At 58.5% G+C, this 22,779-nt stretch carries 18 protein-coding genes; 4 read left to right on the top strand and 14 right to left on the bottom strand.

Annotated features, from left to right (window positions below; genetic code table 11):
- Positions 1–4 precede the first annotated feature (4 nt).
- The 7 genes from AC1DQM_RS04395 to pdxR form a co-directional block, all read right to left on the bottom strand.
- On the bottom strand, positions 5–712 hold the full coding sequence (locus tag AC1DQM_RS04395; RefSeq protein WP_018928897.1) for a WecB/TagA/CpsF family glycosyltransferase: 708 nt from the start codon (positions 710–712) through the stop codon (positions 5–7).
- A gap of 10 nt (positions 713–722) precedes the next feature.
- Complete coding sequence (locus AC1DQM_RS04390; RefSeq protein WP_086945648.1) at positions 723–2,114, bottom strand: undecaprenyl-phosphate glucose phosphotransferase; 1,392 nt, start codon at positions 2,112–2,114, stop codon at positions 723–725.
- A 142-nt stretch (positions 2,115–2,256) separates the two neighbouring features.
- Entirely contained in the window at positions 2,257–4,503 is a 2,247-nt protein-coding gene (locus AC1DQM_RS04385; RefSeq protein ID WP_138867405.1) for a GumC family protein, read from the bottom strand.
- A gap of 3 nt (positions 4,504–4,506) precedes the next feature.
- Positions 4,507–5,040 (bottom strand): polysaccharide biosynthesis/export family protein, encoded by a 534-nt coding sequence (locus AC1DQM_RS04380; protein WP_026286626.1) that lies wholly within the window; start codon positions 5,038–5,040, stop codon positions 4,507–4,509.
- Positions 5,041–5,053: 13 nt separating this feature from the next.
- Positions 5,054–6,214, bottom strand: a complete 1,161-nt coding sequence (locus AC1DQM_RS04375; RefSeq protein WP_230139039.1) for an outer membrane beta-barrel protein — start codon at positions 6,212–6,214, stop codon at positions 5,054–5,056.
- A 236-nt stretch (positions 6,215–6,450) separates the two neighbouring features.
- Positions 6,451–6,972, bottom strand: coding sequence for a transcription/translation regulatory transformer protein RfaH (rfaH, locus tag AC1DQM_RS04370; RefSeq protein WP_230139040.1), 522 nt, complete (start codon positions 6,970–6,972; stop codon positions 6,451–6,453).
- A 488-nt stretch (positions 6,973–7,460) separates the two neighbouring features.
- Positions 7,461–8,993 carry a MocR-like pyridoxine biosynthesis transcription factor PdxR gene (gene pdxR, locus AC1DQM_RS04365; protein ID WP_230139041.1) on the bottom strand — a complete coding sequence of 511 codons (1,533 nt, stop codon included), beginning with the start codon at positions 8,991–8,993 and terminating at the stop codon, positions 7,461–7,463.
- A 129-nt stretch (positions 8,994–9,122) separates the two neighbouring features.
- Between pdxR and AC1DQM_RS04360 the strand changes: the two genes are divergently transcribed.
- Positions 9,123–9,758, top strand: a complete 636-nt coding sequence (locus AC1DQM_RS04360; RefSeq protein WP_230139042.1) for an FMN-binding negative transcriptional regulator — start codon at positions 9,123–9,125, stop codon at positions 9,756–9,758.
- A 37-nt stretch (positions 9,759–9,795) separates the two neighbouring features.
- Here AC1DQM_RS04360 and AC1DQM_RS04355 read toward each other — a convergent pair whose 3' ends face one another.
- The 6 genes from AC1DQM_RS04355 to AC1DQM_RS04330 all read right to left on the bottom strand — a co-directional run bounded on the left by AC1DQM_RS04355 (position 9,796) and on the right by AC1DQM_RS04330 (position 16,621).
- Positions 9,796–10,788 (bottom strand): LacI family DNA-binding transcriptional regulator, encoded by a 993-nt coding sequence (locus AC1DQM_RS04355; RefSeq protein ID WP_019651691.1) that lies wholly within the window; start codon positions 10,786–10,788, stop codon positions 9,796–9,798.
- 75 nt (positions 10,789–10,863) lie between these two features.
- The gene (locus tag AC1DQM_RS04350; RefSeq protein ID WP_230139043.1) at positions 10,864–12,366 is read right to left on the bottom strand and encodes a glycoside hydrolase family 32 protein; all 1,503 of its coding nucleotides are present in this window, start codon (positions 12,364–12,366) and stop codon (positions 10,864–10,866) included.
- Positions 12,363–13,496 (bottom strand): ABC transporter ATP-binding protein, encoded by a 1,134-nt coding sequence (locus tag AC1DQM_RS04345; RefSeq protein WP_230139044.1) that lies wholly within the window; start codon positions 13,494–13,496, stop codon positions 12,363–12,365. Before AC1DQM_RS04345 ends, AC1DQM_RS04350 begins: the two co-directional genes overlap by 4 nt.
- 27 nt (positions 13,497–13,523) lie before the next feature.
- Complete coding sequence (locus tag AC1DQM_RS04340) at positions 13,524–14,366, bottom strand: carbohydrate ABC transporter permease (RefSeq protein ID WP_018928908.1); 843 nt, start codon at positions 14,364–14,366, stop codon at positions 13,524–13,526.
- Positions 14,363–15,325, bottom strand: a complete 963-nt coding sequence (locus tag AC1DQM_RS04335) for a carbohydrate ABC transporter permease (RefSeq protein ID WP_019578674.1) — start codon at positions 15,323–15,325, stop codon at positions 14,363–14,365. The genes AC1DQM_RS04340 and AC1DQM_RS04335 overlap by 4 nt, the downstream gene beginning before the upstream one ends.
- Positions 15,326–15,346: 21 nt before the next feature.
- Positions 15,347–16,621, bottom strand: coding sequence for an ABC transporter substrate-binding protein (locus AC1DQM_RS04330; protein ID WP_086945639.1), 1,275 nt, complete (start codon positions 16,619–16,621; stop codon positions 15,347–15,349).
- A gap of 166 nt (positions 16,622–16,787) precedes the next feature.
- Between AC1DQM_RS04330 and AC1DQM_RS04325 the strand changes: the two genes are divergently transcribed.
- Entirely contained in the window at positions 16,788–18,353 is a 1,566-nt protein-coding gene (locus AC1DQM_RS04325; RefSeq protein ID WP_028940758.1) for a carbohydrate porin, read from the top strand.
- 120 nt (positions 18,354–18,473) lie between these two features.
- Here the strand turns inward: AC1DQM_RS04325 and AC1DQM_RS04320 are convergent, their stop codons facing one another.
- A complete protein-coding gene (locus tag AC1DQM_RS04320; RefSeq protein ID WP_442114961.1) occupies positions 18,474–20,360 on the bottom strand; it encodes a sigma-54-dependent Fis family transcriptional regulator in 1,887 nt (628 codons plus the stop codon).
- 346 nt (positions 20,361–20,706) lie between these two features.
- Between AC1DQM_RS04320 and AC1DQM_RS04315 the strand changes: the two genes are divergently transcribed.
- Together AC1DQM_RS04315 and AC1DQM_RS04310 are read left to right on the top strand one after the other, a co-directional pair.
- Complete coding sequence (locus AC1DQM_RS04315) at positions 20,707–21,765, top strand: ATP-NAD kinase family protein (protein WP_230139046.1); 1,059 nt, start codon at positions 20,707–20,709, stop codon at positions 21,763–21,765.
- A gap of 33 nt (positions 21,766–21,798) precedes the next feature.
- Positions 21,799–22,776 carry a thiamine pyrophosphate-dependent dehydrogenase E1 component subunit alpha gene (locus AC1DQM_RS04310; RefSeq protein WP_018928914.1) on the top strand — a complete coding sequence of 326 codons (978 nt, stop codon included), beginning with the start codon at positions 21,799–21,801 and terminating at the stop codon, positions 22,774–22,776.
- Positions 22,777–22,779 lie beyond the last annotated feature (3 nt).

Raw genomic sequence — 22,779 nt, 5'->3', positions numbered from 1 at the left:
GCGCTCAGGGATAAGTGATATGGATCGTCACTTGGCGCCGGACGATCATCGCCAGCAGATGAACAAAATTGGTCGGGTAATCGACCAGGTAGCGCTTGATGGTGTGGGGTTCGCGGTACATCCGATAGAACGCGCGCAGATGCAGACGGTTGATCAGCTCAGGGTAGTAATGGTGTGTGGCCGTCGCCTCTTGGCGTATGAAGCCGCCACAGGTGAATGCCACACCGTTGAAGCCGGCACGCAGGGCATCCTGTTCGAACTGCTCTTGAAGCCCGGCGCCCAGACCGACGATCAGGATGTTGGCTTCACTGCGGCAGATGTCCGCCTGAATGCACGCGGCCTGCGGTGCATCGAAATAGCCGTTGTGATGACCGGCGATAAGCAACGCCGGGTAGCGCCCCTTGATCTTGTTGATGAACAGGTCCAGTTCGGTTTGCCTGGCACCGACAAAATAGATTCGCTTGCCTTGTTTCTCGGCACAACTGAAGACAGCGTCGGCGATGGACGTGAAGTCGAAGCTGACCCGACCGATCGTCCGGCCGGTGATGCGCGACATGAAGGTAGACATCAACATTCCATCGCAAAAATAGGCGATGGACGTCGGACTCCGATCGAACAGACTGCCGATGGACGCAAAGTTAATGAAGGAAAATGCTTTGTTGGCGTCCAGCAGGTTCGGTGCGAAATGCCCGATCAGTTCCAGATCTATCATGGCTGACTCCTTAATAAATGTCCTTTGAGAACAACGTGAAAGGGGTCTTGACGAGAATCTTGATGTCCAGCCACAGCGACCATTGGTTGATGTAGTTGAGGTCCTGGGCGACGCGTTGCTGCATTTTTTCCAGCGTCTGGGTTTCACCGCGATGCCCGGTGATCTGGGCCAGCCCGGTGATGCCTGGCTTGAGGCGATGACGGGCCATGTAGGCGCGTACTTTGCCGGTGTAGTAAATATTGTGAGTGACCGCGTGCGGTCGCGGGCCGACAAGGGCCATTTCACCGAACAGCACGTTGAAGAGCTGCGGTAGCTCATCGATCGAACTACGGCGCAAAAAGCGCCCGAGCGGGGTGATGCGTTCATCTTCGCGAGAGGCTTGGCGCACTTCGCTGTCGTCATGCACATGCATCGAGCGGAACTTCCAGACCTTGATCACCTCGGCGTTACAGCCGTAACGATCTTGTTTGAACAACACCGGGCCGGGCGAAGAGAGCTTGACCGCTGCCGCCACGATCAGTAGCAAGGGGCTAAGCACAATAATGGCCACGGCGGCCAGGCTACGTTCGAACAGCTCTTTGCAGAGCAGGCTGCCGGGGTGCGAACTGATGAGGCTTTCATTGAGGTAGATGGCCGGCATTCGCTCTATTTCCGAGATCGATTGATTGAGCAACACCATGCTGCCGAAATCAGGAATCCAGACCACGTCGACATTCATGTCCAGAAGGTCGATGTACAGGGCTTCAATGATGGCTGCCTGCGCCAACGGCAGGACGATGTAGACCCGGCGTACGTGCAGGTGGGTGATGATTTCGCGAATTTCGTCGATGCGGCCCAGCAGCGGCAAAATGCTCGGTGCCGGGCCGGTATGTTCGGCGGTCGCGATAAACCCCAGTACGGGTACGCGGTTCGGTCTGGACAGTTTCCTTGCAAGCCGGCATGCGGTCGGGCAAGTACCGATGATTACCGCGCGGCGTTCGTTACAGAGCTTGCGCGAGTGCAATCGAGCCAGGTAATGCAAGGGCAGGAAGCTTGCAGCCTGGATCAGGTAACCCAACACGGTCCAGACGATGATCACTTGACGCGAAAAAATCGCGCTGGTCTGGGTGACAAAGGCGATGCTGATCAGAACGGCCAGCAGAATCAGCCAGGCCGCCAGCAAACGACCGAGCCCCGACAACCATTCATGACGCTTGTGGTAAACCTGCATGACGCTGTAGATCGGAATCGAGCCGAGCACAGTGAGAACCATCAGGATGCGGTATTCACTGGTCAGGCTGCCGATCCTCCAATGCACCAGCAATATCAATAGCAGGTTGACCAGGCTGAGCGCACACACCCATTGGCCCCAGAAAGTCAGACCTCGCCGGTGCATCATTTGAGCGGTATATAGCGATGTCATCGGCTCAACCTCCAGGCATGGGTTGGACATCGGCGTCGAATTCTGCACGCCCTCGTTCCCGCACGCTGGTATCGATCGACTGGGATGAAGCAGTTTTTGGTGGTTGTTGGAAAGAAGCTACTCAAGAGACAGGCGCAAGGGTTTACCGGGTCAGATAGTCGTAGTTCTGGAACGTATCGCTATGGCTGTAGCCCTGCTTGCGCGCCTTGCGCAGGTCAACCTGATTGAGCACTACACCGAACACCGGCGCGTGGCTCTGTTGCAGAATGGCGAGGCATTTCTGCACCTGGCTGACCGGTGTGCTTTCGGCTTTGATCACGTAGATCACCGCGTCCGAATGCTTGGCCAGCAATAGCGCGTCGCTGACCATTTGCGCAGGCGGGGAGTCGATGATGATGCGCTGGTAACGCGACTTCAGCGCTTCGAGCAGGGGCGCCAGGCACGGCGAGCTAAGTAGATCAAGCGGCGGGGGCGCAAGCTTGCCGGCCGGCAACATGTCTAGATTGCCGACAGTCCGGATACAATCTTCGAGTCGGGCGGTACCTGCCAGGACATTGGCCAGCCCCGGGCTGTCTGCCGGAAAATCGAAATTGAGCGAAAGGCTGGATCGGCGCATGTCGGCATCGATCAACAGGACCCGCTCCAGCAATGCAAGCGAGTAAGCCAGGTTGTTGGCAATGGTGCTTTTACCCTCATCGGCCATGGTCGAGGCAACGAGCACTACCTGTGACGGCTTTTCTCCACTGTGCAACATCAGCCAGGTGCGCAAGTTGCGAATGGTCTCGCAAAAACGCGGATGCTCGTTGTCGTCGAACAATCGCGCCAGTTGCCGGCGGCTTCTCTTCGTGACCAGCGGCACCACACTGAGCAGGGGGATATTAAGCATGCTTTCGACCGCTTCGTCGGTCTTGAAGGTTTTGTTCCGGGCTTCGGATATTAATGCCAGCGCCATGCCGATCAGCGCGGCCGCGATGGCGACAATCACCATGATCAGTGTTTTACGGGGTTTGCTCGGTTCCAAAGGCACAATCGCTGGGTCGACGATACGCGCTTTGGTGGAATCCATGTCTGAGGTGGCCGCAGTTTCCTTCAAGCGAGTGATGAAGGTCTCATACAACGCGCGACTGCTGTCGACTTCTCGCTGTAACTCACGCAGCTGGAACTCCTTGCGCGAGATATCCTGTATCTGCGTCTTGTTGCTGTTGAATGATTTATGCAGTGAGCTTTCACTGGCCTTGGCTAGCTGGTAATCCTGTTCGATGCTGGCAACCACCTGTCGAACCTGTAGACGCAAACTGTCGGTGGCCGTACGCAACTCGGCGAGGGCGGCGATCAGGGTCGGATGTTTTGGACCGTAACGCCCGGACAATTCTTCGACCTTGGCTTGAGCCTTGGCCTGTTGTGCCTGGAATTTCTGCACCAAAGCGTTGCTCAAGACGGCGGGCACACTGGAGAGTCTGCTCAGATCGCCATTGCTCAGGGCCTGGACCTGACGGTACCGGCTCTCGGCTTCCGCCAGGTTACGGCGGGCATCGATCATGCGGTTGCCGGTCATTTCCAGTTCGTTGGCGCTGATGGTGGCGACACCGCCGACATCGACCAGGCCTTGTTCTTCCCGATAAGCCTGAAGCTTGTCTTCGGCAATGCGCAGGTTATTGCGCAATTCGACCAGGCGTGAATTCATCCAACTGGCGTTGGTCTGCGAGGACTTCAGGCTATTGTCGAACTGGCTATCAATGAAGCCTTGGGCAATCGCATTGGCGGTTGCGGCCGCCAGGTCAGGGTCGGGCAGCAACACCTCTATGTTGAGCAGTTGGCTCTTGCCGACGAATTTGACGTCGGTGCGCTTCATGAGGTTCTGCGTGACCTCATTGAAAATGTCGGTTTCAGTGGGCGTTACCTGTTGGGGTATCAAAAAGTCCAGTGCCGGCCACCACTGGCCAAGATCAAGGTTTGCCAACCATTCGCGTGGCGTAAACCATGACTGCGGTTGCTGGCGGGGATCGGTCACCGGGTTAGTGGTGAGGTTGAGCTTTTTGACGGCGCGTTCGGCCAAGTCCCGCGATTGCAGAAGCGCCAATTGCGTCTGCAAGTAATCGACGGTACCGGAGCTTGAGTCCGTGACTTGCTGGAAGGTCAGCAGTGGTGGCGTTTTTTCTTTGATCAGCAGGGTGGCGCTGCCGATGTACTGCGCGGGAATGAATGACAGAATGGCCATCGCAAGCGCACAGGCAAGCAGCACCAACCAAGCGATTTTCCAATGAGCACGCCAGATCACCCTCCAGAATTTGAGCAGGTCAATGGTGTCCTTCTCCTCGCCATGCTGCTGGTGCTGAGGCAGATGCGCCTGGAGCGGACGTTCAACGTAGATGCTTGGGCTGTTATCCATGATTTAGAAAAAGCCTTGTGCAATGGAGATGGTGTCACCGGGAGCGATGGCGGTGCTGCGCGTGACCGTATCGGTCAATGGTGGTGAGCCATCGCCGCGCACGATGGTCACTCGCTTGATCGAGGCCCGTTCGGTCAGGCCACCGCCCAGTGCAATAGCTTTTTCCAGTGTCAGCCCGGGCTCGTATGGATAGCTGCCGGGCTTTTGTACTTCGCCATTGATGTAGAACGAGCGGTAGACGATCAGGTTGAGGCTGACCTTGGGGTCGACCAGGTAACCTTGCTTGAGCCCGTCGACGATGATCTTTTCCACCTGATTGGGGGTGAGCCCCTTGGCGGAGATCTCACCCAGGAACGGATAGGAAAATGTACCGGCGTCATTGAGGCGGATTTTGTCGAAGCTTAAATCCCGTTCTCCGAATACGGTGATGCGCAATACATCGCCGGCCGCCAGTTTGTACTGGGCGCCGGTGTCCGCTGCAAAAGTCACGGGCAACAGCCACGGCACGAACAACAAGGCAAGCATTCGCGAGTTCATGGGGGGAAACCTCTTAGAGACTTACGTTGAAGCTGAGCAGGAAGATGTTGCGTTCAAAACTATGGTTGTCGGCATCGGAATTGTCGTTGCGGTGGCGATAGCCCAATTCGATATCCAGCCAGCGGCGCATCTGGTATTCCACGGCGAAGTTGTAGTCGCGAAGGTTGTCGGTGCGGTTCTGCCCCTCGTACTCATAGCGGGCCAGCCCTGCTTCGGCCACCGTTGTGATCCGCTCGGTCCAGCCATGACGCCAGCCGAACAGCGCAGAGCTGGTCTTGACGGCGTCAGCACCGTCGTCGCCCTCGGCCAGCGCCTGGCGAGCAACGAACGAAAAGGTCGAGTAGGTTCGTGGCTTCCATCGCAGGTCCACCTGCCAGGTCGGGTTACTGAGGTCTTTGACACTGCTGTCATCAAAGTTCTTACGCTCATAACCAAGGCGTACTTTGCCGGTGGTGCGTGCGGTGAAGTCCCACTCGGCACCGGCCAGGACCGCATTGGATGTGCTGTTGAGACGGCTGTCGGAGAGCAGGTAGTCGAAGACGGTATGGTCGTACTCCAGCAAGCCGCGGGTGTTGCTGCCTATACGGTGGTACCAGGTGGTGGTCAGGCCGGTGGTATTGCGCTCTTTGTCTTTATTGATGCCGTCGGAGTTGTCGTAACGAAGTTGAGCGTAACTTGCGCCCAGATCGATCTGATTGGCAGCGCTCTTGGCGCCGTAGGTATAGAGACCATTGACGCGATTAGTGCGAATCTTGTCATTGATGCCATCGACAGCAGTCGATGTCGTGCGTTCGTATTTACGCGCTTCCCCTTCAAGTTTCAGGCGATGGCGGTCGGTGAACTCCATGATGCTGTCGAGCCGCACACGTTGTGCCGTATTCGAGGCGTCCGGATGATCACGATAAATGTAGCGGGTAGGCTGCCAGATAAGTCGCGTGGCACTGTTTCGATCTTCGGCCTTGAGTTCGAAAGAGGGCGCCACCTTGGTCACCATGGAAGACTGACGTCCCCGATCTAGCTCCCGGAAGTTGTCATCGTAGCTCTCTGAAAATAACAACGTGGGTGTGAAGTCGAATCCGTAGATGTTAATGGCCTGGGGGTCGAGACTCCAGGCCGCTCCGGGATATAGAGAGATCACTATCAGTGCGAAGGGGCCATGGGTCTTAAGGGTCATATCATTGCTCCTTGGGGATGAATCCAATGACTATAGACCGGAAAAACAGGGCCGAATGTGCGCGATGTAATATCGGCTGATGTCAGTGATTTCTTCATGCGAATGGAGTCCGCAAGTGTGAGTAATCACGCGCCTGGAAACAATCCATGAAATAAAAAAAGGCATAAATTTTTGTTTGAATTTAAAGTTGGGTGAATGTGTTCAGGTTTTGTTATTGAAGTAAGTTGAATAGGGGATTATAGATGGAGGCGTGCTCGCTCAATATCAGTCAGTGGAATACGAATCGGCTGCTCTCTATTCAGAAAGTGAAGCAGGATCATAACTCGCTCGTCACCTAACATGGTCATGAAAATACCTTCGAGTGTCGACAGCGGTCCTCGGGTTATTTGCAGTTTTTCACCGGGCCTGAACGTGTGAGGTGCAAGAATTTCCGGTGGTTTATAACACCGCTCTTGCAAGTGTGTGATGACATCGTCAGGGACCATTGCCGGGCCGTGATTAAAATCGACGATTCGGCTGACGCCACGTGTAGAACGCAAAGGGGCCCACTTGTCGTCACGGCCTAGCTGAATGAAAAGGTACCCCGGGAAGAGCGGCTCAAGGGATTGATGGGGGCTACCATGTATCCTGCGTTGGCTAACGGTTTGCGGGCAAAATATGACATAGTTTTGCCGCAATAAATTGATTTTCGCCCGTTCGTCCTGACGTGGCTTGCACTGCAAAAGATACCAGTTAGAGGCTTGGGTAGTCGTCAGCATACTGGCAAGCTCCGTAACGTTGGTTTAAGCATGCCTGTTGCGTATCAGCGATGCCGTTATCCTTCCAGTGAACGCAATGAGGTTGTGGAAGTCGCGAAAGTGTTAAGCTTTTAAAACGGTGTATCAATGATGAAGCATGTAACGCCAGGGAAACGGTAAAGTGATTTCAAAGTGATTGCAAAGTGGAATGTGTAAACCTTAATTAACGCTGTGCATGATGTCGCCTTCAGGCACGAAATGAAGCCGATACTTTGCGATGGCCAAAGCTACCGCACGGTCCGAACCTTCGGCCCTTTAAAAATAAGTACTTTTGTTCGTAAGCCTTATTTGCAATGCAGTCAGCAATGGATATTCATCCACTAGATCGTCGCCTTTGTCAGGTGTCGACCCTGTTAGGTATTGATCACTCAAGGTGGCCTGTCAAATGTTACTAGTCAAAAATATAGCCTTCTGTCCAATAAGTTATTAAGGTTGTCCAACTAATTGTTTTAAAAATGTTTTATGGCAATTGGCATGATTCTGCGGCCCGACGGGTTCGCGGCCAACGTGATGACCTGCGCAAGGCGCCGGGTGGCGGACTCAATGTCTTCGGCACTGAAACCGCCCAAACCCAGAATCAATCCCGAACGGCCATTGCCACCGGCATACATCGGCGACACGGCACGTACCGATACCTGAGCTTCGGAAGCTTTGGCGGCGACCCACTGATCGTCGATACCTTCCGCCAGCCAAAGCACCAGATGCATGCCCTGATCGCTCGGTTCCAGCCATGCAAGTTCGCGAGGAATCAGCCTGGCAACCGCCTCGATGATTTGCCTGTGGATGTCTGCGTATACGCCGCGAATTCGCCGGATGTGCCGATCCAGATGTCCTTCTGCGATGAATGCTGCGAGTACGTGCTGATCGGCGTTGGCGGGATGCCGATCCATCAGGACCCGCGCACCGCAGAAGGCTTGCACCAGATAAGGCGGAACGATTGCGTAGCCGAGTCGTAACGAGGGGAACAGTATTTTGCTGAACGTCCCCAGGTAGATAACCCGGTCGGGGTCCAGCCCCTGCAAGGATGGAAAAGGGTGGCCGGCGTAACGCAGTTCACTGTCGTAATCGTCCTCGACGATCCAGGCATCGGACGCCCGGGCCCATGCCAGCAAGGCATCGCGCCTGGCCATGCTCATTGGCATGCCGAGTGGATATTGATGTGACGAGGTCACGAAGGCTGCTCGTGCCTGGGGGCATTGCGCTATGCCGTTTTCAACATTCAGCCCCTCGGCATCAACCGGGACGCGGATCATTTGATTTGTATGGCCTGCGCTTTCCAGAATTCCTGTGATACCCCGGTAGGCCGGATCCTCCACCCACGCAAAATCCCCCACATCGAGCAGCACCTGACAGGCGAGATACAGGCCCTGTTGCGTGCCGGATGTAATGATGACCTGGCTCGCTTCACAGCGCACAGAGCGTGACTTGCGCACGTAATCCGCTACCGCTTCCCGTAACTCAAGCGCACCTTGTGGATCGCCGTATCCCGAGGGCGCTCCAGCCCCTCGCGCCCTGATGCGATTGCCAAGGCGACGCCAGATATCGTCAGGCGCCGCTTTGCCAATCGGCACCGAGACCGAGAACGGAATCTGCGCAGCCGCTCTAAATTGCTGGGCCACCTGAGCGAACCGTTCGATTCGGGAAGAGGGCGTCCACGACCTGGCTTCGGTGGGCCGACCTTGCTCCTGCCGGGTGGTTGGCGACGCATCTGCCAAAGAGCGGGCCACCCGCGTACCTGCTCTGCCTTGGGATTCCAGGAAGCCCTCGGCGATCAACTGCTCAAAGGCCTCGATAACGGTGCCTCGGGCAATCGTCAGCGATTTGCCGAGAGTGCGCGTCGATGGCAGCAGCTCACCAGGCTTGAGGTCGCCCCTGCGGATCGCGGACCTAAGCGCTTGAGCAAGTTGTCGTCCCAATTGACCGGCGGTTCGATCCAGCGTGCCCAGCGATGGAATTTCAACAACGTTGGCTTTACGTGCCATCAATTCTGGCTCAGTGATTATGTTGGATATTGGCTCTATACCATGGGCCAGTTCATCCACACAATTCACACGAAGGCCACCTCACCACTGGCGCGCTGTCCCCACCCTTGAACGATTGAAGGAGTTGATATGTACGTACCTGCCCATTTTGATGAGCCTCGCGCCGAAGCCCTTCATGAACTGATCGTGCAGCACCCACTGGGCATTTTGTTTACCAACGGTGAAAGCGGACTGGATGCCAACCACATTCCTTTCGAGTTGAAGGCTGCGCAGGGGCAGTTCGGTGTTCTTCAGGCGCACGTCGCGCGCTCCAATCCGGTCTGGCAAGACGTTAAAAATGGCGACGAAGTCTTGGTGGTTTTTCGCGGCGCCGAGGCTTACATCTCGCCCACCTGGTATCCGAGCAAACACGAAACCCATAAGCAGGTTCCGACCTGGAACTACAAGGTGGTGCACGCCCATGGGAGGATCACCCTTCACGATGATGAGCGCTATGTCCGTGGGTTGGTGGCGCTCCTGACCCGAACCCACGAGTCGTCCCAGCCCGAGCCATGGAAAATGACGGACGCCCCGAAGGACTACATCGCCTCGATGCTCAAAGCGATCGTTGGGGTAGAGATCGAGATCACTCGCCTGGTCGGTAAATTCAAGCTGGGTCAGAACAAGGAAGCGAGAGACATCCGTGGTGCAGGTCAGGCACTCAAGGACAGCGGGAAAATCGTATTGGGAGAGGCAATGCTCGCGAGTGTCGATGCCGAATCCTGAGGCACCTCGTGCACCGGCTGGTCTGCGGCGCTCGCACTCATAGCGACGCCCTGACCACCAATGGACAATCAACCGGCTGGGCTCCCTCTACCTCAAGGGCTTCGATCAGGTGGCGGGCAGCCTGGCGACCGATCTCGTAGTACGGCAGTTGCACCGTGGTCAGCGGCGGGATGAACAGTTCGGCGATACCGATCATGTTGTCGTAGCCGAGCACGGCGACATCGCCGGGAATTTTCAGGCCTCGGCTCAACAACAGCTGATAGGCACAAAACGCAATCCGGTCGTTGCCACAGATCAGAATGTCGAATTGTGGGCGACCCTCAACAATGTGCCGGTCGAGGATGGCTGCGGTTTCACCGTAGGCGTCATGCTCGGAAAGGTCGTATTGCAGAAGCGCGTCAGGCGCCAGCCCGAATGCCTGACAGGCGCGCAACAGGCCTTCTTGTCGCAGCCCCCAGGCCAGGCTCTGTTTTGGCAGATTGATGCACAGCGGGCGCCGATAGCCTTGGCTCAACGCGTGATGCACGGCGCGATACTGCCCCGTTTCGTCGTCCGGTACGTAACTGACCAGGCGACTGTCATCGGCCAGGCAATTGGCGAGTACCAGCGGTTTGCTCTTCAAGCGCTCGGGAATGCTGACGTGGCGAAAGCCCATGGCGCTGAAAATCAGCCCGTCGGGGCGGTGCGACAACATCAGGTCGATGTTCTGGTCAGTGGGCGGGTTGCTCAACAGGTTAAGGATGAAGACATTCCAGCCGGCCTGTTGCGCGGTCTGTTCGATGGACAGCAGCAGTTCCACCGCGAACGGTGTGGTCGCGGTATCCAGCGCGAACACGCCGATGGTGCGCGACTGGAGGTTGTCGCCGCGCATCTTGCGCGCCGACAGGCTCGGTACGAATTGCAGTTCATCAATGGCGCGACGCACCCGCTGAAGGGTTTCGGGGCTCAGTTTTTCCGGGTTGTTGAGCGCTCGAGAAACCGTCATCAAGGACACGCCGGCCAGCTGTGCAACGTCTTTCACTGAAGTCATGCGAGGCGAGCCCGGTCAGGTTGACGCAGAATCATGACACAGGGCCCGGGTTTCTCGCGACTCGAATGACAGCGCTCATACCCAACCTGAAGCGAGAGGCCACGCCTTGGGAATCGATGCACGCCCACCACTGCCGTGGTTAAACAACTTCACGCCCAGACTGTCGGGCCGCGGATAGAGGCGACTGCTGAGGCTGAAGCGGCCGTTTTCGTCGAACACCTCGATGGACGAGCGATCGAGAAACACGCGCAGTTCCAGTCGCTCTTGTGTCGGGTCTATCGGCACGCTGCGCTGGCCGCTGACTTGCGCACCCGAGCGGCTGCGGTCCAGCACCAGGCGCTGTAATGCCGCATCGTAATAGAGCAGGGTTTCTTCTAGGCCATCGTCGCTGCAGCGCAAGGCGATGCCCAGGTGGCCGTCGGTGCAGCCGCGCAAATCCAGATGCACATGGATTTCCAGCAGGTCGCCATTCACTTCCGGTACCCAGCAGGTTCCCGACTCATCCCGCCAAGGCGTACTCGGCAATGGCGCCTCGCGCAGCGCGGTGAGCTCCCGTGCCGGATACACGCAAAGGCGATCGTCATGCAGTTCAAGTTCGCGCGGCAAACCGAGCATGCCGCACCAGTGATGGGCCTGGCTCGGCATCGGGCTTTCCCACATGTCGAGCCACGCCCACACCAGGCGCCGACCATCGGCGGCCACCAGCGTTTGCGCGGCATAGAAATCGTGGCCGTTATCCAGCTCGATAAAAGGCCCGCCGGTGAAGTGCCATTGGCTGTCGAGTTGGCCCACTCGATAACCGGTCTGGTATTTGTTGAGCCGTTCGTAACCGTGGGGTTGCATGCCCTGAGGGGAGTACAGCAGCACGTCGCGCCCGTTCAGGCGAAACAGATCCGGGCACTCCCACATATAGCCATCGCCCTCGCTGCCGCTGGCTACATAATCGAGGAACTCCCAGGTGTGCAGATCGGTGGAACGATACAGCGGCAGCAGCGGTTGATCGCCCAGACGTGCGCCGGCAATCAGGTACCAATAGTCGTCCGCTTGCCAGACCTTGGGGTCACGAAAATGCATGATCGAGTCTTGCGGCGCGGTCTCGATGACAGCGCCATGCTTGACGAAGCGAATGCCGTCGACACTGGTGGCCAGGCACTGGACTTGACGGATCGAGCTTTCATCACCCACGTCTTTCAGCCAGGTGTGCCCGGTGTAGATCAGCGCCAGGGTGTCTCCACACACTACCGCGCTACCGGAAAAACAACCGTCGCGGTCGAAGTCATCGCCGGGCGCCAGGGCAATGGGCAGATGCTGCCAATGGACCAGGTCGGCGCTCTTGGCATGCCCCCAATACATCGGGCCCCACTTGGCGTCAAAGGGGTGGTGTTGATAGAAAACGTGATACTCGCCACGGAAGTACACCACCCCGTTAGGGTCGTTCATCCAGCCTGTCGGGGGGGCAATGTGATAACCGGGGCGGTAATCGTGGATGACCCGAGACAGGCCGTCACTCAGCGCCTGTTGCGCAAGGTCAAGGGAGTCAGGCATTGGATCGCTCATGGTATTCAAAGACAAAGTCATAGGGCGCCTGCTCGTGCCGGGCGCAGAGGGACGGTTTCAATGGCATGTGGGTGACGCTTCAAGGCTGTGCCGTCAGCGTCGAACAGGTGCAGGTTGTCGATGTCCAGCAGCAGCTCGACCCGGTCGCCCACCTGCCATCCGGCGTGGACCTCACAACGACTGATCAGTGGCTCGTCCTGACCTGTCTCGAGGTGCACATAAGTTTCACTGCCCAGGTATTCGACCGCGGTCACCACGATGCCGGCGGCTCCTTCCGCTGACTTGAGCGACACGTGTTCCGGGCGAATGCCCAGGCTCAGCAGCGTGCCCGCCGCCAGGTTCGAACTGTCGAAGGGCAGGGACGTCATCCCCAACACGGGGCTGTCGACCAGGCTGGTTTCGCCCGGCGCCTGCAAGCGCGCCGGCAGAAAGTTCATTCTGGGTGAACCGAGAAAGCCGGCGACAAAGCGACTGGCCGGGCGCTCATAGAGTTCGCGCGGTGAGCCGACCTGTTCGACGCGACCGCCATTGAGCACGACAATTTTGTCGGCCAGGGTCATCGCTTCAACCTGATCGTGGGTGACGTAGATCATGGTCGAGCCCAGCCGGGCATGCAGCCGGGCGATTTCGTTGCGCATCTGCACCCGCAAGGACGCATCGAGGTTGGAGAGCGGCTCATCGAACAACAGAATGTCCGGTTCTCGCGCCATGGCTCTGCCCATGGCGACACGCTGACGCTGACCGCCAGACAATTCCTTTGGCTTGCGTTGCAGCAGCTTGTCCAATTGCAGGATTTGCGCGGTCTTCAGCACGCGCTCGCGCAGGCTGGTCTTTTCAGTCTTGGCCAGCTTCAAACCAAAACTGATGTTGTCGTAGACGCTCATGTGCGGGTACAGCGCATAAGACTGAAACACCATGCCGACGCCACGCTCGCGTGGCTCCAGGTCGTTGACCCGACGCCCGTCGATCAGCAGGTCGCCGGCGCAGATCGAATCCAGTCCGGCGATCAGGCGCAGCAGGGTCGACTTTCCGCAGCCCGAAGGGCCGACGAATACCACGAACTCACCCGCCGCGATCTCCAGGTTGACGTCGCGCAGAATCCGCGCGCCGCCCAATTGTTTGTTCACGTTATCCAGTTTCAACTTGATCACGATGCTGTTCCTTGTAGTTGTCGGGCATCAACCCTTTAACGCGCCGGTAGTGAGGCCGGAAACGATTCGGCGCTGGAAGATCAGCACCAGAATCACCAGTGGGACGGTGACCAGCACCGATGCCGCCATCAACAACCCCCAAGGCAACTCATGGGGGCTGCCGCCGGAAATCAGGGCGATGGCCACTGGCACCGTGCGTTGGGTGTCGGTGAGGGTGAAGGTCAGGGCAAACAGGAACTCGTTCCACGCCGCGATGAAAGCCAGCAAGCCAGTGGTGACCAGTGCGGGCCAGAGCAACGGCAACAGCACCCGGGTCAGCGTGACCCAGGGCGAGGCGCCATCCATGATTGCCGCTTCTTCCAGCTCATGGGGCAGTTGACCCATGAACGTGGTCAGCACCCAGACGGTGAAGGGCAGGGTGAAAATCGTGTAGCTGAGAATCAACGCCCAGGACGTGTTGTACAGGCCCAAGGCACGGATCACCTCGAACAGCCCCGACAACACCGCGACCTGGGGAAACATCGACACCCCAAGGACCATCATCAATACCGTGCCACGCCCACGGAATTTCACCCGGCCCAAGGCATAAGCGGCGGTCAGGCTGAGGAACAGCGCCAGCGTCACTACGCTAAGCGCGACCACCAGTGAATTACCGATAGCCCGCAGGAATGAGGCTTGGTTAAGCACCGCCGCGTAATTGGAGAAGTCGGGTTTTTTGATCCAGTAACTCACCTCGAACAAGGCGCTGGACGGCTTCAGCGACGTGACGATGGCGTAGTAGAAAGGGAACACCGCATACAGCAGCAACACCCCGATCAGGCACCAGAAACCGAAGCGCAACAGTGCTTTTTTCAATAGGCGAGGGCTCATGACCGGACCTCCAGTTGACGGCGTCCGAGGTAGAGATAAAGCATGGCGATCACTGCAACCACCAGAAACAGCAGGGTCGAGGCGGCGCTGCCGTAACCGACGTCCTGGAACTCCACCAGGTGTTGGCGGGCGTAGACCGACATGCTCATGGTGCTCGACGAGTTCGAGGTCAGCACATAAATCACGTCGAACACCCGCAGGGAGTCGAGGATGCGGAAAATCGCCGCCACCAGCAATGCGGGCATCAGCAGTGGCAGCGTGACCCGCCAGAACACCTTCAGTGGATGAATGCCATCGACCCTGGCGGCTTCGTAGCAGTCACTCGGCAACATCTGCAAGGCGGCGAGCATCAGCAGGGTGACAAACGGCACGGTCTTCCAGACGTCGACGATAATCACCGCCCACATCGACAGATCGGCATCTGCGGTCCAGGCCAGAGGCGCGGTAATCAGGCCGAGGCTAAGCATCAGGTGATTGATGATGCCGAACTGGTCATTGAGCATCCATGACCAGATCTTCGCCGAGACAATGGTCGGAATCGCCCACGGAATCAGAATCAACGCTCGCACCAGGGAACGGCCGGCGAACTGGATGTTCAGCAGCAACGCCACCAGCAGCCCCAGCACGACTTCCAGCCCCACCGACACCACGGTGAAATGCAAGGTGTTGCGCACTGCATTCCACCATTGCGGATCGACCAGGATGCCCGACCAGCTGGAACCGTTGTGGAACAGGTAATTGCTCAGGCCAACGAAGGTGCCGCCAGCGGTGTCCGCCAGGTTGGCGTCGGTCAGGCTGAACCAGAATGTCCGCAGCAACGGCCAGGCCGCCACCAGGGCCAGACACAGCAACATCGGCGTCAGAAATAGCCAGGCAGCGCGCACTCGGCGACGCTGTACCGGCGTTTCCCTGGTGAGCAGGAGCTCGTCACAGGGAGCATGGGCAATAGAGACAGACATGGTGATTTTCTTCCTTGTGGCTTACCAGTTCCGGTGTTTGATACGCGTGAGTTCGCCTTCCAGTTCGGTCAGCGCCTGATCGACCGGCAACTCGCCGGCCAGCACGCCATGCACTTGATCGAAGAACGCATTGGAAACCCGTGGATAACGAGCGGCGGTGATTGAAGCGGGGCGCATGACCCCATCATTGAGAATGCTGTGCAGCTGACTGTAATAAGGCATGGCCGCGAGCAGCTCGGGATCTTGGTAAAGCGACTCGATCACCGGGTTATAGGCGCCAATCAGCGCACGATGTTTTTGCTGTTGGGCACTGCTCAGGTAGCTCACCAGTTCGGCGGCAAGCTTCGGGTTGGCGCTGTAACGCGATACCGCCAAACCCCACCCGCCGAGGGTGGAGGCATGGGTGCCGGTGCTGCCGCCGCGGGGCAGGGGAGCGACCCCGACCTTGTCTTTTACCGCACTGTCCTGGCTTTGCACCAAGGCCCAGACATAAGGCCAATTACGCATGAACAACGCATTGCCCGACTGGAATACGCCGCGTCCTTCTTCCTCGGTGTAATTGAGCACGCCACGCGGGGAGATGTCGCCTACCCAGCTTTTGGCCAGGGTCAACGCCGCTCTTGAGGCCTGGCTGTTGACCACGATGTCGCCTCGTGGATTGACCAGCCCTCCGTCCGGTTGGCTGCTGATCCATTCCAGCGCATTACACGTCAGGCCTTCGTAGGCACGCCCTTGAAAGATGTACCCCCAGGCGTTGGCGTTGCCGGCATTGCGCTCGGCCTGTTGTACATCCTTGGCGGTAGCGGTCATTTCCTCCCAAGTCTGGGGGACTTGCTTGTTGTATTTCTCGAGCAAGTCCTTGCGGTAATACAGCAGGCCCGAGTCGGTGAACCACGGCATCGTCACCAGCCGTCCGTTCACCGTGGCGTTGTCCACCTGTGCCTGGAAGTAGCCTTGGGTTGCGTCGGCGGGCAGCACCTCGCGCAGATCCAGCAGATGTTTGGCCAGCATCCCCGGCCACACCATGTCGATCTGAATGATGTCGATGTCGCTGGACTGCGCACTGAGGATCTGTTGATAGAACGACAACCGCTCGGTTGCCGAGTTAGGCGTGGACACCACCTCGACGTGATTGCCGGTCTGTTGAGACCACGCCTCGACGGCCTCTTTGCACAGTTGTAATTCCGCGCCCACCGCACCGCAGGAAATCGTCAGATTGGCTGCGCTGGAGAGGGATGGAAGCCCGGCGCAAAGGGCAAGCAGTGCTGCTGGAAAGAGTGATTTGAGCTGTTTCATAAAGCCCTCTTTATTTTTGTTTTTAGAAAAGTTAACGTTAACATCGCCAAATGTAGCAGCGTATTTGCGATGAGGCATCCTTTTTTTCGTAGATTTTGACAATTAACAATTCACGAAAAAAGGTCGGTCGCAGGACAAAAAATAAAAACAAAACAGGAAATCCCCCATGCAGAAAGCATCAAGCTGGCTACTCGCAGGTGTACTCGGCACCTCGGCGGCCACCGCTCAGGCCGCGACTCTGGAAGAACGCATGGCCGCGTTTGAAGCCCGCGCCAGCGCTGCGGAAAAACGTGCAGCCGCCGCCGAACAACAAACCCAGGCGCTCGCCAGGGAATTGCAGCAGCTCAAACAGTCCACTCCCGCCTTGCAGCCTGTTGCGTCCACTGCGACCGCCACTGCGGCGCCCACTTTGGATACGCGGTTGGCAAAACTCGAAGCCCGTCAGCAAAGCCTGGAGAAGGAGGGCAGTACCGGACACCTCACCGACGGGTTCAGCTTCAAGGGCTACGCCCGCTCCGGATTGCTGATCAACGATGGCCTGGGGGGCGGGCGGGGCGGTCCTTATACAACGCCTGCCGGTTCAGTCGGTGGTGCAGTCGGGCGACTGGGTAATGAAGACGATACTTACATGCGTATAGACCTGTCGAAAGAAGCCTATGCGCAGAACGGCACTCATTCCAAATTCACGGTTTCCATCGCCGATGGAGTGGAAAGCTCCAATGACTGGACGGCCGCCGAAAGTAACCTGAATGTGCGCCAGGTATTTACGGAACTCGATCATCTCGCCGCATTCAAGGGCAATTCGACGTTCGAGAACGCCACCCTGTGGGCAGGCAAGCGATTCGACAGGGACAACTTCGATATCCATTGGCTGGACTCGGACGTCGTCTTTCTGGCCGGCACCGGGGGTGGTATCTACGACGTGCAGATGAACAAGAACTGGCGCTCGAATTACTCGTTGATCGGGCGTAACTACGGGGATTTCAGTGAGGGCGGTGTCAATGCCGATGTGGAAAGCTACATCCTCACCTCCAACCAGTTCTTCGATAATGGTCAGTGGCAGTGGATGTTCAATGGCATTGGCTCAAAGAAAAACGACTTTAGCACTCGCACCAATGAAGCGGGCCTGAAGCCTGCGGACTCCGGCTTGCACAGCATGATCGCGAATCATCAGAAAAACTTTTTCGGCAGGGAAGGCTTCTTCAAGACGGCGCTGCTCTACGGGCAAGGGTTGGGGGCCGAGGTCAAGAACATTGGCTCGGACGGCGAACTGATCGACGACGCTCGTGCGCTGCGCCTTGCGCTGTACGGCGAGACACCGATTGCACCCCACTGGCGCATCGGTCCAAGTCTGCTGGCCGAACAAAGCAAGGATCGCTACGTCAAGGGTGACGACTACCGCTGGATGACCCTGAACATGCGGTTGGCCAATGAAATCAACAGCAATTTCGAGATGGCCTACGAAATGAGCTGGCAAACCATGAACCTCGACCCCAAGGGTTACCTGCAACGTAATGCGGTGGACGGCAACTTCTGGAAATTCACCATCGCCCCGACCTTCAAACCCGACGTTGGAGACCTGCTCACACGCCCCGAGTTGCGCGTATTCGCCAGCTTCATGAACTGGTCTTCGGACCTGGACCGATACAGCTCCACAGACAACTTCGGCAAGACCGACTTCAACGCCGGCGGTGTGTGGCAATACGGGATACAGATGGAAACCTGGTTTTAATAGCCGGGGCTTGCTCCCACATTTATTCGATGCCGTTCACCAATACTGTGATCGATGCAAGTCCATTGTGCTGTCCGGTGGCCAACGCTCATTAAGCGGGGCCGCCGGATGAACTCGTGGTCAGCCCCTGCCAGGCATGTCGATGCCATGTTGATGCACCCGTCGATACAGCGTTGCCCGGGAGATGCCCAAAGCCTTGGCCGCGGGGGTGGGTTTCCAGCGATGACGCACGAGGGCATCGATGAGTGCCTCGCGTTCCGGACTGGCGCAGCGTTCCATGGTGTCAGCTGAAGCCGGATCGTTGAGTCGACGGCCGGGCAGATGCTCAGGCAAGTCACTCAATAGAATCAAGTCGGTCTCGCACACCGCGCAGGCGTAACGCAATACGTGCCGCAGTTCGCGCACATTTCCCGGCCAGCGATAGCCGAGCAGGCATTCCAGTGCGGCGCTTCCCAGTTGCATCGCCATCGCGCAGGCCGACGATTCTTCCTCGAGTATCCGGTTGATCAATGCCAGTCGATCACTGCGTTCGCGCAACGGCGGCAATTGGAATCGCGCACCACTGAGGCGGAAGTACAGGTCCTCGCGAAACTCGCCGCTGGACACCAGGGCTTCCAGATCGCGGTGGCTGGCGCAGACCACCTGAATGTCTATCGCCTTGCTTCTTGACGCTCCCAGGGGCGCCACTTCGCCCTCGGCTAAAACCCGCAGTAGGCGGGTTTGCAGGGTCAGGGGCATATCGCCGATTTCATCGAGAAACAGGGTGCCGCCATCGGCCTGTTCCAGCAGGCCTTGCATGCCTTTATTCGAAGCCCCGGTGAAGGCGCCGGCTGCATAACCAAACAGCTCGCTTTCGATCAGGTTTTCGGGAATCGCTGCGCAGTTCACCGCAATAAAAGGTCGATCACGGCGCAGACTGGCCTGGTGCAGCTGGCGGGCGAAGACTTCCTTGCCGGAACCGGTTTCGCCGTGGATCAGCACCGGCAGATTACGGTCTTTGACCCGAACCGCAAGGCGCAAACTTTCTTCCAGTCGCGGGTCGAGTTCGGCGGGTGACAGTACCCGCCGAGCCGGGCTGCGTTTCACTTGCCGTGGCGCGCTGAGTCGCCCATGCAAGACATGGCGGCCACCCCGGCAGTGAAACAGGCAGAGTGATTCGTCTTTGGCGCGATGCAATAACTGCTGATCGAACACTTGGCCGATGTGGTCCGGCAGTTGGCCACAACTTTGCGACAGCCACTGCCGCGCCGCGGGGTTGAGTGCCTGCAGTTGTCCGTCGTCGTCCCAGGCGAGCAGGTAATCGGGCTGGCTGTCGACGTAGCCTGGGCTGTTGTGGGCCCGCAGCACCCAGTAACCCTGGGCACTGTTCATGAAAAACGCTTGTTCTATTTCCCGTGCGCTCTGCACCACCATCTGCCGGATCAGATGCTGCGAACGACGGTCGTCCGGCGAACGCACCGCAGACACATCGAGCACCCCGAGCAGTTCCCCCCGAGGGTCGAAGACCGGAGCGGCGGAGCAGGTGAGTCCGATAAAAGCCGCGCGGAAGTGATCCCGTTTGTGCACCGTGACCGGTGTTCGTGCGGTCAGCACCGCAGCCACCCCGCAGGTGCCTTCCTCGCCCTCTGACCAGCAGGTGCCCAGGTACAGGCCTGCTTTGCGGCAATCATTACGGATGGAGGTTTCCACGCGATAGTCGATGGTCTGGCCCTGGGCGTCGGTGAGCAACACGCAGTAGTCGGCATCGCGCACACGACCATGGAGTCGGGCGACTTCTTCGCTGGCGATGCGCAGGAACAGTTCGGAGCGTTCTCGACACTCTTGCAGCACGTTCTGGGACAGGATCCGCGGCCCTTGTAATGAGCCAGGGTCCAAGTGGTGTTGCTCCATGGAACGGCGCCAGGAATCCAGGATCAAGTCCGGCACGGGCAGTTGCGGCAGGTGCGCTGCGTTCTTCAAAACACGGCTGACGCAATCCACATGCGCCTTCGAGTGTGCGGAAAGCATTAGGGCCTCCGGTTCGATCTTCTTTTAGTTGTGCGGGCTATTAAGCGCCGTTCACGGACGGTCGACAAGCATCGGTTCACCCCACTGCGAAGCTGAGACGCGACGTCTCAAGGTCTGACCTCTAACCCGTGCAGGCTGACATGGGACGTCTCAATCGAGCGGGATCCCATCACTTGGAAATGTAGTCAAAACCGCTCTGGAACGGGCTTTTCGGCGATCTTTTGCGATTCTGGCACCGGCCTTGCTCTAACCCTGGCAACCAGCACGACTGGCAACCCGATAATAACAAGAGGTGCCCTATGTCCTCCTGCCGAGGCTTTTACTTTGCCGTACCCGTGGTGGCGACATGAGTCGCTTGCCCCTGACCGTCGGCATCATTGCCAATCCGGCGTCCGGCCGGGACGTAAGGCGCCTGACGGCGAATGCCGGGCTGTTTTCCAGCACCGACAAGGTCTCGGTGATCCAACGGCTGCTGGCGGCTTTTGGCGCCACCGGTGTCGAGCGCGTGCTGATGCCCACCGACATGACCGGCATCGCGGCGGCGGTGAAGAAGAACAGTCATGGCCGCCAGGCGCGTGACAGCCACTGGCCAACTCTGGAGTTCCTGGAACTGACCTTGCGCCAGAGCGTGGCGGACACTCGCCAGGCCGCACGCTGGATGGCTGAACGCGGCGTGTCGCTGATCGCCGTGCTCGGCGGTGACGGTACCCACAAAGCGGTGGCTGCCGAAGTCGGCGACATTCCATTGCTGACCCTGTCGACGGGGACCAACAATGCCTTCCCGGAACTGCGTGAGGCCACCAGCGCCGGGCTGGCCGGCGGGCTATTCGCCAGCGGCCGGATCCCACCCGAAATTGCCTTGCGTCGCAATAAACGCCTGCTGGTGCGGATTCCGAGCCGCGACCTGTGCGAAGTGGCGCTGGTGGACGTGGCGGTGTCCCCGCTGCCCTTCATCGGCGCCCGTGCAATCAGCCGTGGGATCGATCTGGCGGAGGTCTTTGTCACCTTCGCGGAACCTCAGTCCACTGGCATCTCGGCCCTCTGCGGCTTGTGGTTTCCGGTCTCGCGCCAAGCCCCCAACGGTGCCTGGATGCGCCTTGATCCGCAATCGTCCGAAGCCTTGCTGGTGCCCCTGGCGCCCGGCCTGTTGCAAGGCTGCGGCGTACTCGCGGCCGCCAGCCTTGAACCCGGTGTTGCCCATCGCCTGTGCCTGAGCAGCGGCACCCTGGCCCTGGATGGCGAACGGGAAATCGAATTCAACGCCGATGACTTGCCCACCGTCACCCTCGACTCCGGCGGTCCGCTGAGCATCGATGTCAATGCGGCGCTGGCCTATGCCGCGCAAGAGCGGCTGCTGGCCATCGGTCGTGAACACCCGCAACACCCTTTGAACCTTGCACTTTGAAACTTGAGCCTCAAGACACCCTGGAGAATAAAAATGTCGACACAGCTGACTGCTGATCAATTGCTGCATGCCTATCGGGTGATGCGCACCATCCGCGTCTTTGAAGAGCGCCTGCATGTGGAGTTCGCCACCGGCGAGATTCCCGGTTTCGTCCATCTTTATGCCGGTGAAGAGGCCTCGGCCGCCGGTGTCATGGCTCACCTGAGGGATGACGACTGTATCGCCTCCAACCACCGTGGCCACGGTCATTGCATCGCCAAGGGCGTTGATGTGCACGGGATGATGGCCGAAATCTACGGTAAGAAAACCGGAGTCTGTCAGGGCAAGGGCGGCTCCATGCACATCGCCGATTTCGAGAAAGGCATGCTCGGTGCCAATGGCATCGTCGGTGCCGGTGCACCGCTGGTGGTAGGGGCGGCCCTGGCCGCCAGGCTCAAGGGGACCGACGGCGTCGCCGTGGCGTTCTTCGGCGACGGCGGTTCCAACGAAGGGGCCGTGTTCGAAGCGATGAATATGGCCTCGGTGTGGAACCTGCCGTGCCTGTTCATTGCCGAGAACAACGGTTACGCCGAGGCCACGGCGTCCAACTGGTCGGTGGCCTGCGATCACATCGCCGACCGCGCAGCCGGTTTCGGCATGCCTGGGGTCACCGTCGACGGCTTCGATTTCTTCGCCGTTCACGAAGCCGCCGGTGCCGCGGTGGCGCGCGCCCGAGCCGGTGAAGGACCGTCGTTGATCGAGGTCAAGCTGACCCGCTACTACGGTCACTTTGAAGGCGACGCCCAGACCTATCGGGCACCGGACGAGGTCAAGTATTTCCGCGAACACAACGACTGCCTCATGCAGTTTCGCGAGCGCACCACTCGGACCGGCTTGATCGATGCCAGCCAGTTGGACCAGATCGATGGCGAAGTGGACCTGTTGATCGAAAATGCCGTGCGCAAGGCCAAGTCCGACCCCAAGCCAAGCGCCGCCGACCTGCTCACCGACGTCTACGTTTCCTATCCCTGAACG

The sequence above is a fragment of the Pseudomonas sp. 01L34 genome, assembly GCF_056400265.1.
This window is presented reverse-complemented; position numbering and strand designations above follow the sequence as displayed.